Source organism: Terrihabitans aquatilis (assembly GCF_052542005.1).
The window spans coordinates 65741-80154 of record NZ_JBOCUO010000003.1 but is presented as its reverse complement, the minus strand read 5'-3'; the positions used below and the strand labels follow the sequence as shown (position 1 = coordinate 80154).

The following is a 14414-nucleotide window of genomic DNA, read 5'->3' as shown; positions in this document are numbered from 1 at the left end:
GGGAGCGCAGCGATGACCAAGGAAATCCGCTTCAACGCGTTCGTCGTGAACCGGCCGGTGCATCAATCGCCGGGTCTGTGGCGCCACCCGCGTGATCGCTCGACATCCTATCAGGACCTCGACCATTGGTGCGAACTGGCCAGGACGCTGGAGCGCGGCCTGTTCGACACCGTGTTCCTGGCCGACGGGATCGGGCCGAACGACGTCTATGGCGGCAATCTCGATGCGGCGCTGCGGCACGGCTCACAGGTTCCGACCAACGATCCCATCCTGCTGGTGCCGGCCATGGCCGCCGTCACGAAGCATCTCGGCTTTGCGATCACCGGCAATCTCTCGTTCGAACCGCCTTATCTGTTCGCCCGCAAGTTCTCGACCCTCGACCAGCTGACGAAGGGCCGCGTCGGCTGGAACATCGTCACGGGCAAATCCTCGGCCGGCGCGAAGGGCATGGGGCGCATTTTGCTGGGCCACGACGCCCGTTACGACGTCGCCGACGACTTCATGGACGCCGTCTACAAGCTCTGGGAAGCGAGCTGGGAAGACGATGCCGTCCTGTGGGACCGCGAGGCGGGGATTTTCGCGCGTGCCGACAAGGTGCACCGCGTCCACCACGACGGGCCGCATTACCAGCTCGACGCCATCCACCTGACGGAGCCCTCGCCCCAGCGCACGCCGGTGCTGTTCCAGGCGGGCGCATCGCTCCGGGGACGCGTCTTCGCGGCGCGTCATGCCGAAGGCGTCTTCCTCGCCGCGCCGACCAAAAATGTCGTGAAGGACATCGTTGACGACGTGCGGCGCAGGGCCGCCGAAAACGGCCGCGATCCCGCCGACCTGCTGTTCTTCCCGCTGATGACCGTCATCGTCGGTGAAACCGAGGAGGCCGCGCAGGCCAAGCTCGCCGAATACCGCGACTACCTCAGCGAGGAAGGCGCGCTCACGCTGTTTTCGGGCTGGACCGGCATCGACCTGTCCGGGCGCGATCTCGATGAGGTGCTGCAGTTCGAGAACCGCGACAACGGCGTGGTCTCGACCATCGAGGCCTTCACCATCGCCGATCCCGACCGAAAATGGACGCTGCGCGACATCGCAAGGCACGCTGGCATCGGCGGTCAGGGACCGCTGATCGTGGGCTCGCCCACGCAGGTCGCCGACGAACTGCAAAGCTGGGTGGAGGAGACCGGCGCGGACGGTTTCAACCTCGCCTACGCGGTGCTGCCGGAGACCTATACCGATTTCATCGACCTCGTGGTGCCGGAATTGCAGCGGCGCGGCGCCTACAAGACGGGATACGCCGCCGGCACGCTCCGCGAGAAGTTCTTCGGAGAGGGGCGCGCGCGGCTCGGCGCCAACCACCCCGCCTCCGACACGCGCCGCACCGCGTCTCCCGCTTCCGAAGCACGCACGCCCGTCGAGGCATGAACATGGCCAAACAGATCCACCTCAACACCTTCCACATGAACGCGCCGGGGCATTCCTGGGCCGGCCTGTGGACCCATCCGCAAGACACGTGCGTGAACTACACGGACCTCGATTTCTGGACCGAGATCGCACGCACGGCCGAGCGCGGCCTGTTCGACGGCATCTTCCTGGCCGATGTGTCGGGCGTCTACGACGTCTACAACGGATCGCCCGACGCAGCCCTGGCAGCCGGCGCGCAAATCCCGAGCGGCGATCCGTCCGTGCTCATCTCGGCCATGGCGGCGGCGACGCGTCATCTCGGCTTCGGCGTCACCGCGTCGGTCGGCTACGAACAGCCCTATTATCTGGCGCGCCGCTTCTCGACGCTCGATCACCTCACGAAGGGCCGCATCGCCTGGAATATCGTGACCGGCTACCTCGACAGCGGCTCGAAGGCGCTCGGCGAAACCACCACCCGCGCCCACGACGACCGCTACGACCGCGCCGACGAATTCCTCGAGCTCGTCTACAAGCTCTGGGAAGGCAGCTGGGAAGATGATGCGGCCGTGCACGACAAGGTCGGGCGGCGGTTCGTGGATCCCGCCAAGGTTCACCGCATCAGCCATCACGGCGAACATTTCAATCTCGACGCCATCCATCTGAGCGAACCGTCGCCGCAGCGCACGCCCCTGCTCTATCAGGCCGGCACGTCGACACGCGGCCGCGAATTCGCCGCCCGCCATGCGGAATGCGTGTTCGCGAACCAGAGCAAGACATCGCTCGCGGAAAACGCTGCTGACATCCGACGCCGTGCCGCCGCTTATGGCCGCCGGCCGGAGGACATCAAGATCTTCGTCGGCGCCACCGTGATCGTCGCGCCGACCGAAGCCGAAGCGCGCGACAAATACGAGGATTATCGTGGCCATCTCGACGTGCAGGGCGCGCTGGCCCTCCTGTCGGGCTGGACCGGCATTGATTTCGCGCAGTACGGCCCGGACGATCCGGTGCAATACGTCAAGAGCAACGGCATGCAGTCGAAGCTCGAGGCCATGACGATCCGCAGCCCGGACCGGGTGTGGAAGGTCAAGGATCTGGCCGATTTCGGCGAAGTCGGGGGGCGCGGGCCGTTCGTGGTCGGCACGCCCTCACAGGTCGCCGACGAATTGCTGTCGTGGGTCGATGACGCCGGCGTCGACGGCTTCAACCTGACCCGGGTGGTCGAGCCCGCGAACCTCGCCGACTTCGTCGATCTCGTCGTGCCCGAGCTGCAAAACCGCGGCGTCTACAAGACCGAATACGCGCCGGGCACACTGCGCGAGAAGATCTACGGCTCCGGCCACGCCCGGCTGTCCTCCCGGCATCCGGGAGCGGGCTTCCGCCATGGGGTCACGGCCACGCCCTCGCCGGCGCCTGTTCGGGAGCCTGCGGAATGATCACGCGCCGTCGCCTCAATCACCTCATCGGCGCGCTCGCGCTGGCCTCGATCGTCTCGCCCGCCCTAGCTCAGACGCCGCCCTCCCCGGCCCGGGGCGGCACGCTGATCGGCGTGCTCGAGCCGGAGCCGTTCGCGCTCGTCAGCATCGTGAACAACAATTATCCGCTGGCCATCGTCACGGCCAACGTGTTCGACGGGCTCGCCGTCTACGACAGGGATTTCGTGCCTCAGCCGGCCCTTGCGGAGCGCTGGGACATCGCTCCCGACGGGCTGTCCATCACCTTTCATCTGCGCCGTGGCGTCAAATGGCACGACGGGCAGGACTTCACCTCCGACGATGTCCGCTACAGCGCCCTCGAGCTCTGGAAGAAGTTCCACCCGCGCGGCCGCTCGACCTATGCGGCGCTGAAGGACGTTGAGACCCCCGATCCGCACACCGCCGTGTTCCGGCTGGAGCATCCCTCGCTCGTTATCTTCAGCGCGCTGTCGGCGGCGGAATCGCCGGTTCTTCCCGCGCACCTCTACGAAGGCACCGAGCCGCTGAAGAATCCGCACAATTCAAAACCGGTCGGCACCGGCCCCTTCGCCTTCAAGGAATGGAAGAAGGGGCAATATGTCGAACTCGTCCGCAACGAGCATTACTGGGTGGAGAACCGCCCCTATCTCGACCGCGTGATCTTCCGCACCATTCCCGACGCCGCCTCCCGCGCCGCGGCACTGGAAACGGGCGAGGTGCTCTACGCGCCGTTCGACGCCGTTCCGTTCCCAGACGTCGCCCGGCTGGAGGAGGCCGGACTGAAGGCCGAACGGCGCGGCTATGATTTCCAGTCGCAATTCCTGCAGCTCGAATTCAATCTGAAGAACCCGATCCTCGCCAATCTGAAGGTGCGCGAAGCGATCGAACACGCCATCGATCGGCAGGGCCTGATCGAAACCGCCTGGTACGGCTTCGGCAAGCCCGCGACCGGGCCGATTCCGTCATCCCTCAAGCGCTTCTATACACCCGATGTCAGCGTCCGGAGCTTCGACGCCGCACGGGCCGAGGCGCTGCTGGACGAGGCCGGATATCCGCGCAAGGCCGGCGGTGTGCGCTTCGCGATCAGCCAGGATTACGCGCCGATCAGCGAAGGCCATCGTCTGTCGGCCGAATACATCCGCCAGAACCTCAAACAGGTCGGCATCGAGCTGGAGGTCCGCACGCAGGACATGGCCTCCTACACACGGCGCGTCTTCACCGATTACGACTTCGACACGCAGCTTGGTCAGTATTCGGCAATGATCGACCCGGAAATGGGCCTGTTCCGCAAGCTGTTGTCGACGAATTACATCAAGGGCGTTCCAAACATGAACGTCTCCAGCTACGCGAATCCGGAAACCGATGCCCTCATCGCGAAAATTCGCTCGGAAGCCGATCCGGAGAAGCGGGCGGAACTGTTCAAGAGCCTTCAGGGCATCGTCCAGAAGGACCTGCCCTTTCTCTCGCTGACCGAGATCGAGCACGTCACGATCCACAGCAACCGGCTCCGTGGCGTTGCGCAGACGCCTGACGGCGCCCTGTCCTCGTTCCGCGACGTCTGGCTCGCGCCATGACCGACACCGGCCCAGTTGAACGCACCGAGCGAGCCCTGCCCATGCTTGAAACCGTGAAATCACCGGCGGGATCCGCCATCCATCTCGGTCGCTATCCCGAACCCGTCGTCAATTCGGATCAGTCGCCGTCCGACCTGGTGTCCGCTTCGCGTGAGCTCGGCGAAACCCTCTCCCGCACCGCCTCCGACCGTGACCGCGAAGGGCGTCTGCCGCGCGCGGAGCTGGAGGAGGTGCGGAAGGCCGGCCTCACCGCCATCCGCGTTCCGCGTCCCTATGGCGGGCCGCATCTCTCCTACACCGACACCGCCAAGGTGATGATCCATCTCGCCAAGGGCGATCCCAGCGTGGCGCAGGTGCTGCTGCCCCACACCACCACCATCGAACGCATCCGCCTGATGGCCACCGAGGATCAGCGGCAGCTTTACCTCGGCGCGGTCCGGCACGGCGCCATCATCAGCGGCGCCACCACCGAGCGCGTCAGCACGATCCGCACCGACATGGCGACACGCCTCGTGCGCGACGGCGAAGGCTATCGCCTGACCGGCACCAAGTTCTACAGCACTGGTGGCCTGATGGCCGACCTGCTGCGGGTCACCGCACGCCATGATGACGGGCATACGGTCTCCGTGCTTCTGCCCCGCGACCGGGCCGGCATCCATCAGGAAGACGATTGGCGGTCCATGGGCCAGAAGGGCACGGCCAGCGGCACCACCCGCTTCGAGGACGTGGCCGTCTCCGAAGACGAGATCATCCCCTTCGACGCGCGCGAAGGCAGCACCCGTAATTATCAGGCCAGCGGCACGCAGGTCCTGCATTCGACGATCGAGGTCGGGATCGCGCTCAACGTGCTCGACGATGCCGCGCGCTTCGTCCGGGAAAAAGCCCGCGTGCTGCCCGACAGCGGCGTGACCCGCGCGGGCGACGATCCTTACGTGCTCCACACCATCGGCGACATCGCCGCCCGTGCGCACACCGCTCGCGCGTCCCTGCTTTGGGCGGCCGGCTGCGTGGATGAGGCGCACGACCTCTGGCACGAGGGCTGGCTGACCGGAAAGCATCCGTGGGAGCGGGTGGAGCAGACACTCGCCGAAGCGTCCGTCGCCGTCGCGGAGGCCAAGATCGTCTGTAACGAAGCCGCCCTGCGCTCGGCGGACCTGCTGTTCGAAGTGGGCGGCGCGTCGGCGACGCTCAGCACGAACAATTTCGACCGACACTGGCGAAACGCGCGCACGCACACCACGCACGATGCCACGCCGTACAAATACAAGATCGTCGGCAATTACTACACGAACGGCACCCTTCCGCCGATCACCATGTACTATTGATTACATCAGGCACACCATCATGGATCTTGGCCTCCACCAGAAAAACGTCCTGATTACCGGAGGAAGCAAGGGCCTCGGCCTTGCCGCCGCCCGGGCTTTTGCAGCGGAAGGTGCCCGCGTGGCCATCCTTTCGCGCAGCGCCGACAATCTGGCCAAGGCGCAAGCCGAGCTGTCCGCTGAGGGCTTCGCGGTCGAGACCGTCGTCGCCGATCTCGCCGACCCCGCGGCCGCCACACGCGCCGTGGACGAGGCCGAGGCGCGGCTCGGCCCGCTCGACATCCTCATCAACAGCGCCGGCGCCGCGAAGCGTACCCCAGCCGAGTTGCTGGACGCCGCCGCATGGCGGGCAGGGCTGGAGGCGAAGTTCTTCCCCTACATCCACGTTCAGGATGCCGTGCTGAAACGCTTCCGCAGCCGCGCCGAGACCGACGGGACCACGCCCCCGCTCCGCCAGATCGGCGCCATCGTCAACATCGTCGGAACGGGCGGACGGGTGCCGGCGGACAATCATCTGCCGGGCGGCTCGTCGAACGCTGCCTTGCTGCTCTCGACGCTTGGGCTGGCCGGCTATTACGCGCGCTACGGCATCCGCATCAACGCCATCAACCCCGGCATCACATTGACGGGCCGGGTCGAGCAGGGCCTCGCGCTGGACATTCAGCGGCTGGGCATCAGCCGCGAGGAGGCCCTGGCGCGCGGCCAGGCACAGACGCCGCTGCGCCGCTACGGCGAGCCCGAAGAGATCGCCAATGTGGCGCTGTTCCTGGCGAGCGAGAAGGCAAGCTACGTCGTGGGTGCGCTCGTCTCGGTCGACGGCGGCCAGGCCGCGGTTCTGTAAGAAGGATCGCGCCGTTGCCGAAAACCCTGATCTATGTCGGCCGGAGACTGGTCCAGGCGCTTCCCCTGGCCTTCGGCATCGTGCTGCTGAACTTCGTCCTGCTGAAGCTGACGCCGGGCGACCTCGTCGATGTCATGGCCGGCGAATCCGGTTCGGCGACGCCCGAATACATGGAGCAATTGCGCACGCTGTACGGGTTGGACGTGCCGCTGTCCCAGCAATTCCTGAACTATATCGGCAACATCATCCATCTCGATCTCGGCTTCTCCTTCCGCCAGAACATGGCGGTGGCCGATCTGATCGTGGAACGGCTTCCCTCCACCATCCTCTTGTCCCTGACGGCGATCGCCTTCGCCCTCGTCATCGGGGTGACGTTCGGCGCGATTGCCGCGCGCTTCCGCGGCAGCGCCGTCGATGAGAGCATTTCCATCGTCTCGACCATCGGTTTCGCCACGCCCCTGTTCTGGGTGGGCCTGATGATGATCGTGGTGTTCTCGATCAAGCTGCGCTGGCTACCCTCGGCCGGCATGGTCACCATCGGCACCTCCTATGACGGCACCTGGGACTATGTCGTCGACGTCGCCCGGCACCTCGTCCTGCCGGCTTTCACGCTCAGCCTGTTCTTCCTGTCCATCTACGTGCGCATCACGCGCTCGGCGATGCTGGAGGTCTACGGCCAGGATTTTATCCGCACCGCGCGGGCCAAGGGCCTCAGCGGCACGCGCATCATCATCCGCCACGTGCTGCGCAACGCCTTGCTGCCCATCGTCACCATTACCGGCCTGCAAGTGGGCGCGATCTTCGGCGGGACGGTGGTCATCGAGACCGTGTTCGGCTGGCCCGGCGTCGGGCGGCTGGCGCACGAGGCGGTGTTCGCGCGAGACGTGAACCTGCTGCTCGGCATTTTCCTGTGCAGCTCGCTCATGGTCATCATCGTGAACCTGCTCGTGGATCTGCTCTACGCCGTGCTCGATCCCCGCGTGGAGGTGCGCTGATGGCCATCATCACCGTCCCATCCCGCCCGCTGCCCGCACTGCGCCGGCTGAAAATATCGCGCGCTCTGTTCGTCGGGCTGCTGTTGCTGGCCATCGTCGCGTTCGTCGCGCTGACCTGCTCGCTGTTCTATCCCACCGATCCAAGAGACATGGTGGGGCGGGCCTCGCTGTGGCCGGGCGTTGACGCCCGCTTCCCGCTGGGCACCGACATGATGGGCCGCGACATGGCGGCCGCCATCGCCCATTCCGCCGGCACCTCCCTGACGGTGGGAATCGCAGCGACCAGCCTGTCGCTGATCGTGGGCATCACGTTCGGCATCCTGTCCGGCTATTTCGGCGGTGCGGTCGACGATGTGCTGATGCGCATCAGCGAGCTGTTCCAGACCATGCCGAGCCTGCTCTTCACCATTATTCTCGTGGTGATCCTGGGCCCATCGGTCGAAAGCATCGCCTTCGCCATCGGCATCACGTCCTGGCCTCAGATCGCCCGCCTCGTCCGCGCCGAAGCGCTGCGGGTCCGCCAGCTCGATTTCGTCCATGCGGCCACCACCATGGGCATGGGTCATGGGCGCATCATCTGGACCCATGTGCTGCCCAACAGCCTGTCGCCCGTCATCGTCGCGGCGTCGATCCTCGTCGCGCATGCCATCCTCTCCGACGCGTCGCTCGCCTTTCTCGGCCTTGGCGATCCCAATGTGATGAGCTGGGGCAGCATGGTGGGCGCCGGCCGGCCGATGCTGCGCACCGCCTGGTACATGACGGCGCTCCCCGGCCTCGCGATCTTCGTCACCGTGATGAGCTTCATGCTCATCGGCAACGGCCTGAACGACATCCTCAATCCTCGCACCCGGTGATCCAGAGATGAGCCTGCTTGAGGTCGAAAACCTGTCTGTCCGATTTGGCGACGCCGCGGTGGTGGACAGCCTGTCGTTCTCGCTCGATGCCGGCGAGACGCTCGCGATCGTCGGCGAATCCGGCTGCGGCAAGTCCATGACGGCCCTGGCGGTCACGCGGCTTCTGGAGCGGTCGGCGCGGCTGTCCGGCAGCATCCGGCTCGGCGGCTCCGAACTGACGGGCCTCGGCGAGCGGCAGATGCGCCAAATCCGTGGACCCGGCATCGGCATCGTGTTCCAGGACCCGATGTCGGCCCTCAATCCGGTGCTGACGGTCGGCGAGCAGATCGTGGAAGCCGTCCGCGCCCATGGTGATCTGGGTCGCAGCGCCAGCCGCGATCGCGCGGCCGAGCTTCTCGACCTCGTCCGCATCCCCGACGCCCGACGGCGGCTGAACGATTATCCGCACCGCTTCTCGGGCGGGATGCGCCAGCGCGTCGCCATAGCCATCGCCATCGCGTCGAATCCGTCGATCCTTGTCGCGGACGAGCCTACGACCGCGCTCGACGTCACCATCCAGGCGCAGATCCTCGACCTCCTCGGTGATCTTCAGAGCAAACTGCGGATGGGCCTCCTGCTGATCACCCACGACCTCGGTGTCGTGGCGGAAACCGCGGACCGCGTGCTCGTGATGTATGCCGGCAGCAAGGTGGAGGAGCAGGACGCATCCGCCCTCTTCGCGCACCCGCTTCATCCCTATACAAGGCGTCTGATGGGTGCGAAACCGGGCCTGACGCTCGGTGAGCCCCAGCCGCGACAGCGCCTTCAGGAAATCCCCGGCCTGGTCCCCAAGCCGGGCACGATGCAGCAGGGATGCGCCTTCGCGCCGCGCTGCTCGCTGGCGGATGAACGCTGCACGACGGAAAGTCCGGCCCTGCGGCCATTCGGGCGCGCCCGCGCCGCCTGCCACAAGATCGAGCCGTCCGTCGGAACCATCGCGGCACCCTTCGCCCGAAAGCTCACCGTGCCCGCCACCCCGCGGGCGGCCGTTCCGGCGTTCGCAAGAGCCGGGAGGCAGGCGCTTTGACCGCCTTGCTCGATGTCCGCGACCTCGAGGTCCGCTACCAGACGGGCCGTGGCCTTCTTCATGCGGTCGACGGCATCAGCTTCTCGCTGAAACAAGGAGAGACGCTCGGCCTCGTCGGCGAGTCCGGCTGCGGGAAATCCTCGCTCGGCAAGGCGATCATGCGGTTGATCGAACCTCATTCCGGCAGCATCTCGCTCGACGGCACCGACATCACGCGCTTGAAGGGGCGCCGGCTGCGGCCGCACCGCAAACGCTTCCAGATGGTGTTTCAGGACCCGTCGGCCTCTCTCGATCCACGCAAACGGGTCGGCGCGCTGCTCGAGGCGCCGCTCGCCCTGCACAGGCTCGGCAATCACCGGGAGCGGCGCGACCGTGTTCTCGCCTTGATGCGGCAGGTGGGGCTGCACGCCGATCACGCCGACCGGCTCCCCCATGAGTTTTCCGGCGGGCAGCGGCAGCGCATCGCCATCGCCCGCGCTCTGGCGCTGGAGCCGAGCCTCATCGTCTGCGACGAGCCTGTCTCCGCGCTCGACGTCTCGCTGCAGGCGCAGATCCTGAACCTGCTCTCCGATCTGCAGGAATCGCGGGGTGTGGCCTATCTGTTCATCAGCCACGACCTCTCCGTCGTGCAGCATCTCGCCGACCGGATCGCGGTCATGTATCTCGGCCAGATCGTCGAGATCGCGCATCGGGCCTCGATGTGGCGGCGGCCGGCCCATCCCTACACGCAGGCGCTGATCGCCTCCGTGCCGCAGGTGGACCCGGCGCAGCGGCGTGCCGCATCGGCGGCGCACCTCAGCGGCGACCTGCCAAATCCCTATGCGCCGCCGCAGGGCTGCCGCTTCCACACACGCTGCCCGCACGCCATGGCGATCTGCCGCCGGGAAGCGCCGGTTCTGCGCAACATCGCGCCGGACCACGCCGCCGCCTGCCATCTCCACGGCGAGGCCGCCAGTCCAGACATCCACATCGCTGAGAAGGAATGTGCCTCATGAACGCTGTCGTTCCCATCGTCCCGGCCACACGTGGCGCCTCCAGAGAGACGCCCGAGCAGCTTCAGGCCCGCATAGATCTCGCGGCCTCCCAGCGCCTCGCCGTCATCCAGGACATGAGCGAAGGCATCTACAACCATTTCACGCTCGCGGTGCCCGGAACCGACGACCGCTTCTACGTCAGCCCGCTGGGCCTGCACTGGTCCGAGATCAATGCGGGAAGCCTGCTGACGGTCAGCTACGACGGCGAGGTGCTCGACGGCCAGGGCCCGTTGCAGCGGTCCGCCTATTGCATCCACGCGCCGATCCATCGTCGAAAGCCACAGCATGCGGCGCTGCTTCACACGCACATGCCCTATACCAGCGCCCTCACCCGGCTGAAGGACCAGCGGCTCCTGCCCATCGGTCACACCGAGGCGCAGCTGATCACCCAGATCGCCTATGACGAGGATTACACCGGCCTCGCCCGCGACACCGCCGAGGGTGAGCGCCTCGCCGACGTGCTGGGCGACAAGACCATCCTCATCATGGCCCATCACGGCGTGCTGGTGGCGGGCCGCACGATCTCGGAAGCCTACGACCGGCTTTACCAGCTCGAGCGCTCGGCGCGTGTGCAGTTGTTCGCGCAATGGACGGGCCAGCCGCTCCGTTACCTGACAGACGAGCAGGTCGACCACGTCTACGCCCAGATCACCGGTACGCCACTCACCAATGGCGGCAAGCCGGGGCATGAGATGCACTTCGATGCGCTCAAGCGCCTGCTCGACCGGCAGAATCCCGGCTACCGCGACTAGCCGTCAGCCACCGCGCGCCTTTTTCCAGCTTCTCGATCGGCACCTCCATGAACATCCCTGTCTTCGATCCGTCCGTCGTCCGCTCCGTGTCCGCCACACAGGTGCGGCAATGGCTGGAGGAACCCGAGGAGATCGCGTTCATCGACGTCCGCGAGGAAGGCGAATTCGGCTGGGGGCATCCGCTCCTTGCCGTCAATCTGCCCTACAGCCGGCTGGAAGCCGATGTGGAGCGTCTGGTGCCGCGCAAAGGCACCCGCATCGTCCTGATCGACGGTGACGGGATCATCGCCGCACGCGCCGCGCGGCGGCTGAAGGCGCTCGGCTACACAAATCTGCACGCCATCGACGAGGGGATCGACGGCTGGAAATCGGCGGGCTTCCCTGTCTTCCAGGGCGTCAACGTGCCCAGCAAGTCGTTCGCGGAAGTGGTGGAGCATGCCTACCACACGCCCGACATCAGCGCCGAGGATCTGAAGCGCCTGCAGGATGGCGCGGAGGATTTCATCATCCTCGACAGCCGGACGGAGGAAGAGTTCGACCGATTTCACGTTCCCGGCGCCATCAGCGTGCCAGGTGGCGAATTGGTGCACAGGTTCGATGACGTCGTGACATCGCCCGACACGCTCGTCGTCGTGTCCTGCGCAGGCCGCACGCGCGGCATCATGGGCGCGCAAACCCTGATCAACGCCGCCGTTCCCAACCGGGTGGTCGCCTTGGCCGGCGGCACGCAGGGCTGGCGGCTGGCCGGTCTCCCGTTCGAATCCGGTCCCCGGCCCTCGCATATTCCGAGCACGCAGGCACGGGCCAAGGCGCGTGAACGCGCCGACGCGCTGAACGAACGTTACGGCGTGCGCCACATCGATCATGACACGCTTGCCGAATGGCGGGCCGACGCGGCCCGCACCACGGTCCTGATCGACGTGCGCAGCCCCGAAGAATTTGCAGCCGGTCACCTCGCCGGCACCGTGTCCGTGCCCGGCGGCCAATTGGTGCAGACGCTCGACGAATGGGTGGCCGTGCGCCGCGCACGCCTCGTCCTCGTGGACGATGACGGCGTCCGAAGCACGATCACCGCGCACTGGCTGAACCAGCTTGGCTGGGACGCGTTCGCGCTCGATGGCGCACTGGAAGCCCGTGAGCTCGTCACGGGCGCCGACGAGGTGTCCACCAAGATCGTCGACGTGAACAGCGTCACCGCTGCCGAGGCGCAAAGCTGGCTTGCCGAGGACGGACAGATCGTTTCGGCGTCGCCCAGCGGGGAATTCCGCAAGGGCCATCCGGCGAGCGCGGTGTGGGCCATCCGGCCACGCATCGACGGCCTGCCCGAAACGGTTCGTAAGGCTCCGAAGATCCTCGTCGTCGGAAGCGACCCGGCATTGGCCGCGCTGCTGGCCGTCGAACTGGGCGAGGCCGCGACGGGCGAGGTGCGTGTGCTCAGCGGCGGCGACGCCGCCTGGCGGGCCGCCGGCCTGCCCTGGACGGAAGCCGACACCGAACCGGCGGACCACGCGCGTATCGATTTCCTGACGTGGAACCACGACCGCCACCAGGGCAATCTGGAAGCATCGCGCGCCTATCTCGACTGGGAGGGCGATCTGCCCCGACAGGTCGCCGCCGATGGCGGCGCCCAGTTCAGCATCGACACGCCCTAGCGTTTCAGCAAAGCGAGGCCGCTGGCCTGATCACCGGCGGCCGGGCCGCGCCATTTCGGAGAGGTCTCGGCGAAGATAAGCGCCATAGCCTTTCGCGCCTACGATTTTCCCCTCCTGCGCGACAACCTCGCCGCGCAGGACGGTCATGACCGGCCAGCCCGTTACCTCAAGCCCTTCATAGGGCGTGTAATCGCAACCGTGATTGAGGATGTCCTGGCGGATGGTTTCCTTCCGCTCGGGATCCCACAGCACGATATCGGCATCCGAGCCCACGGCGATCGTACCCTTGCGGGGATAGAGGCCGTACATGCGGGCGTGATTGGTCGAGGTCAGCGCCACGAAATCGTTGATGCTGATCCGCCCTTTGGACACGCCCTCCGAGAAGAGGATCGGCAGGCGGGTTTCGACGCCCGGAATGCCGTTGGGAATCCATCTGAACTTCGCATCCGAGCCATGCCGCTGCTTGCCGTCCGGGCCGTCGAAGCGGAACGGGCAATGATCCGACGAGAACAGCTGGAACACGCCCTGCTCCAGCCCCTGCCAGCAAGCGTCCTGGCTGTCGGTGTCGCGCGGCGGCGGGCTGCACACGAATTTGGCGCCCTCCATCCCGTCGCGGTTCAGATCGTCCTCGGTGAGGACGAGGTATTGAGGGCAGGTTTCGCCATAGATCTTGAGGTTGCGGTCGCGCGCCCAGCGGATCTGCTCCATGGCCCCGCGTCCGGACACATGGACGATGACGATGGGCACATCCACCAGCTCGGCGAAGCTGATGGCGCGATGCGTGGCCTCACGCTCCACCATGGAGGGACGCGAGACGGCATGGCCGTAGGGCTGGGTGCGCCCCTCATTTTCCAGACGCTCGGCCATGAATTTGATGGCGTCGTCGTTCTCGGCATGGACCATGACGAGCGCCCCCTCGTCGCGGGCAACCGCCAGCACGTTGAGGATCTCGCGATCGTTCAGCTTAAGATCGTCATAGGTCATGAAGATCTTGAAGCTGGTATAGCCGTCGCGCACCAAAGCCGGCAGTTCCTGCCCCAGCACGCGATCGCTCGCGTCCGAGATGATCATGTGGAAGCTGTGGTCGACGTAGCAATTGCCTTCGGCCAGGCGATGATAATCCTGCACGGCGGCGCGCAGCGACTGGCCGCGCGGCTGCACCGCAAAGGGCAGGATCGTCGTATTGCCGCCGCAGGCTGCGGAGGCCGTGCCGCTCTCAAAGTCGTCGGCCATGACGATGCCATGCCCGCTCGGCTGCGCCAGATGAACATGGCTGTCGATGCCGCCCGGCAGGACCAGAAGCCCGCCGGCATCGATCGTCTTCGCGCCCGCGAGATTACGGCCGAGCGCCTGCACCACGCCATTGGCAATGCCCACATCGCAGACGATCGTATCGGCCGCCGTGCAGACCGTGCCGCCACGGATGACAAGATCGAAATCGTTCATCGGAAAGAAGCCATCGCGCAATCCTACAG

12 protein-coding genes are annotated in these 14414 nt (G+C 66.3%); 11 read left to right on the top strand and 1 reads right to left on the bottom strand.

Annotated elements, in window-relative coordinates:
* The first annotated feature begins 12 nt into the window (after nucleotides 1-12).
* Genes ACQ6S1_RS11410 through ACQ6S1_RS11360 form a run of 11 tightly spaced genes read left to right on the top strand, consistent with a single transcriptional unit; the run spans nucleotide 13 to nucleotide 12939 of the window.
* On the top strand, nucleotides 13-1419 hold the full coding sequence (locus tag ACQ6S1_RS11410; protein ID WP_445041344.1) for an LLM class flavin-dependent oxidoreductase: 1407 nt from the start codon (nucleotides 13-15) through the stop codon (nucleotides 1417-1419).
* 2 nt (nucleotides 1420-1421) lie between these two features.
* Nucleotides 1422-2831, top strand: coding sequence for an LLM class flavin-dependent oxidoreductase (locus ACQ6S1_RS11405; RefSeq protein WP_445041343.1), 1410 nt, complete (start codon nucleotides 1422-1424; stop codon nucleotides 2829-2831).
* Nucleotides 2828-4423 (top strand): ABC transporter substrate-binding protein, encoded by a 1596-nt coding sequence (locus ACQ6S1_RS11400; protein WP_445041342.1) that lies wholly within the window; start codon nucleotides 2828-2830, stop codon nucleotides 4421-4423. Before ACQ6S1_RS11405 ends, ACQ6S1_RS11400 begins: the two co-directional genes overlap by 4 nt.
* Complete coding sequence (locus ACQ6S1_RS11395; protein WP_445041341.1) at nucleotides 4420-5748, top strand: acyl-CoA dehydrogenase family protein; 1329 nt, start codon at nucleotides 4420-4422, stop codon at nucleotides 5746-5748. Before ACQ6S1_RS11400 ends, ACQ6S1_RS11395 begins: the two co-directional genes overlap by 4 nt.
* A 19-nt stretch (nucleotides 5749-5767) precedes the next feature.
* A complete protein-coding gene (locus ACQ6S1_RS11390; RefSeq protein WP_445041340.1) occupies nucleotides 5768-6586 on the top strand; it encodes an SDR family oxidoreductase in 819 nt (272 codons plus the stop codon).
* Between the two features lie 14 nt (nucleotides 6587-6600).
* A complete protein-coding gene (locus ACQ6S1_RS11385) occupies nucleotides 6601-7581 on the top strand; it encodes an ABC transporter permease (RefSeq protein ID WP_445041339.1) in 981 nt (326 codons plus the stop codon).
* Nucleotides 7581-8435: an ABC transporter permease gene (locus tag ACQ6S1_RS11380; protein WP_445041338.1), complete on the top strand. Its 855-nt coding sequence runs from the start codon at nucleotides 7581-7583 to the stop codon at nucleotides 8433-8435. Before ACQ6S1_RS11385 ends, ACQ6S1_RS11380 begins: the two co-directional genes overlap by 1 nt.
* Before the next feature lie 7 nt (nucleotides 8436-8442).
* The gene (locus tag ACQ6S1_RS11375) at nucleotides 8443-9501 is read left to right on the top strand and encodes an ABC transporter ATP-binding protein (RefSeq protein ID WP_445041337.1); all 1059 of its coding nucleotides are present in this window, start codon (nucleotides 8443-8445) and stop codon (nucleotides 9499-9501) included.
* Nucleotides 9498-10496, top strand: a complete 999-nt coding sequence (locus tag ACQ6S1_RS11370) for an ABC transporter ATP-binding protein (RefSeq protein WP_445041336.1) — start codon at nucleotides 9498-9500, stop codon at nucleotides 10494-10496. Before ACQ6S1_RS11375 ends, ACQ6S1_RS11370 begins: the two co-directional genes overlap by 4 nt.
* Nucleotides 10493-11287: a class II aldolase/adducin family protein gene (locus tag ACQ6S1_RS11365; protein ID WP_445041335.1), complete on the top strand. Its 795-nt coding sequence runs from the start codon at nucleotides 10493-10495 to the stop codon at nucleotides 11285-11287. Before ACQ6S1_RS11370 ends, ACQ6S1_RS11365 begins: the two co-directional genes overlap by 4 nt.
* Nucleotides 11288-11334: 47 nt before the next feature.
* Complete coding sequence (locus ACQ6S1_RS11360; RefSeq protein ID WP_445041334.1) at nucleotides 11335-12939, top strand: rhodanese-like domain-containing protein; 1605 nt, start codon at nucleotides 11335-11337, stop codon at nucleotides 12937-12939.
* Between the two features lie 30 nt (nucleotides 12940-12969).
* Here the strand turns inward: ACQ6S1_RS11360 and hydA are convergent, their stop codons facing one another.
* Entirely contained in the window at nucleotides 12970-14385 is a 1416-nt protein-coding gene (gene hydA / locus ACQ6S1_RS11355; protein ID WP_445041333.1) for a dihydropyrimidinase, read from the bottom strand.
* Nucleotides 14386-14414 lie beyond the last annotated feature (29 nt).